Source organism: Bradyrhizobium sp. UFLA05-89 (assembly GCF_059803475.1).
Window position 1 is genome coordinate 1 of sequence record NZ_JBANBA010000254.1, and the last position, 1,658, is coordinate 1,658.

At 63.1% G+C, this 1,658-nt stretch carries 3 protein-coding genes; 2 read left to right on the plus strand and 1 reads right to left on the minus strand.

The window, feature by feature from the left end; translation table 11 throughout:
- On the minus strand, window positions 1-216 hold a 216-nt coding region (locus SO139_RS46070), incomplete at its 3' end, for a hypothetical protein (RefSeq protein WP_498542139.1).
- Between SO139_RS46070 and SO139_RS46075 the strand changes: the two genes are divergently transcribed.
- Window positions 142-1,233 (plus strand): IS5 family transposase, encoded by a 1,092-nt coding sequence (locus SO139_RS46075; protein ID WP_498542138.1) that lies wholly within the window; start codon window positions 142-144, stop codon window positions 1,231-1,233. The two genes, SO139_RS46070 and SO139_RS46075, sit on opposite strands and share 75 nt — an antisense overlap.
- On the plus strand, window positions 1,233-1,577 hold the full coding sequence (locus tag SO139_RS46080; protein ID WP_283043668.1) for a hypothetical protein: 345 nt from the start codon (window positions 1,233-1,235) through the stop codon (window positions 1,575-1,577). Before SO139_RS46075 ends, SO139_RS46080 begins: the two co-directional genes overlap by 1 nt.
- The last annotated feature ends 81 nt before the right edge of the window (window positions 1,578-1,658 follow it).

Sequence of the window (1,658 nt, forward strand, 5' to 3'; positions counted from 1 at the left end):
AGCGTCCGGGCGCTCAGCCGGAAGCGGCTCCGCTTGATCGAGTCCCTTGACAGCAAACATGAGAGCAGGCTGTTGAAAAAGGCGCTCGCCGCCGACCGGCGACCATGATTCATTGGCTCCGATGAGATTCGGAGATGGTGCGTGCGCGGCGGCGATAATCGAACGGGCAAGCTGTTCAGCTACGTTGATCTGGAGGCGCGGGTGCGGCGAGATCATCCGCTGCGAGCGATCCGAACGATGGTGAACGACGCACTATCGGCGCTGGAGCGGGAGTTTGCCGCGCTCTATTCGCCGATTGGGCGGCCGTCGATCCCGCCGGAGAAGCTGCTGCGGGCTATGCTGTTGCAGGCGTTTTATTCGATCCGCTCGGAGCGGCTTCTGATGGAGCGGCTGGAGTACGACCTGCTGTTCCGCTGGTTCGTCGGAATCGGCGTTGACGACGCAGCCTGGGACCATTCGGTGTTCTCGAAGAACCGCGACCGGCTGCTGGAAGGCGATATCGCGGCCAAGTTCCTGGCGGCGGTGCTGGCACAGCCTAAGGTGAAGAAGCTTCTGTCGAGCGATCACTTCTCCGTCGATGGCACGCTGATCGAGGCCTGGGCCTCGATGAAGAGCGTAAAGCCCAAGGACGGCTCAGGCGAGCCGCCGGCGCAAGGCGGCGGGCGCAATGCCGAGGCGAACTTCCACGGCCAGAAACGCTCGAACGACACCCATGCTTCGACTACCGATCCCGATGCCAGGCTCTACCGCAAGGGTAAAGGCAAGGAGACGAATCTGTGCTTCATCGGCCATGGGCTGATGGAGAACCGCCAGTGCCTGCTGGTCGACGCCTGCCTGACGCTGGCTGACGGGCATGCCGAACGAGTGGCCGCGCTGCACATGATCGAGCCCCATGCCGACCGGCCGACAGCGATCACGCTTGGCGCCGACAAAGCCTACGATGCCGAAGACTTCGTCAACGAGCTGCGCTCGATGAACGTGACGCCGCATGTCGCACAGAACACCCGCGGCCGCAGTTCTGCGATCGACGGGCGAACGACCCGGCACGGCGGCTATGCCGTCAGCCAGCGCATCCGCAAGCGCATCGAGGAGGCATTCGGCTGGATTAAGACGGTCGCCCGGCAAGAGAAGACCCGCTTCCATGGCCGCGATCGCGTCGGATGGGCCTTTACCTTCGCTGCCGCCGCCTACAATCTGGTGCGGCTGCCCAAGCTGATCGCGGAGACCGGCTGATGGCCAAGGTGCCCGGCTTCGCCAAGGCCTTTGTCGGCCGCTGGCGTATCGTCGAGATGGACGTCTGGGACAGCGACTTCCTCGATCTTGTCGAAGAGGCGCATCTCACCTTCCAAGGCAAGTCCGATGGCGAAATCGCCTTTGGGGCTCTCAAGGGCTTCCTGGATGTGCGCTATGGCACCCGCGACGGATCAGCCTGCGCCGAGTTCTCATGGGAAGGGCACGACGAGAATGATCCGTCCTGCGGTCGCGGATGGGCTATGATCGGCACTGCGGGCAGGCTCGTTGGCCACTTCTACATCCACAATGGCGACGATTCAGCCTTCGTTTGCGAACGCGGCTGAGTTCTTCAACAGCCTGCTCTCATGTTTGCTGTCAAGGGACTCGATCAAGCGGAGCCGCTTCCGGCTGAGCGCCCGGACGCT

Excerpts from the sequence above, each read along its gene's own strand:
- SO139_RS46080 (WP_283043668.1), top strand. The coding sequence starts at position 1,233 with ATGGCCAAGGTGCCCGGCTTCGCCAAGGCCTTTGTCGGCCGCTGGCGT.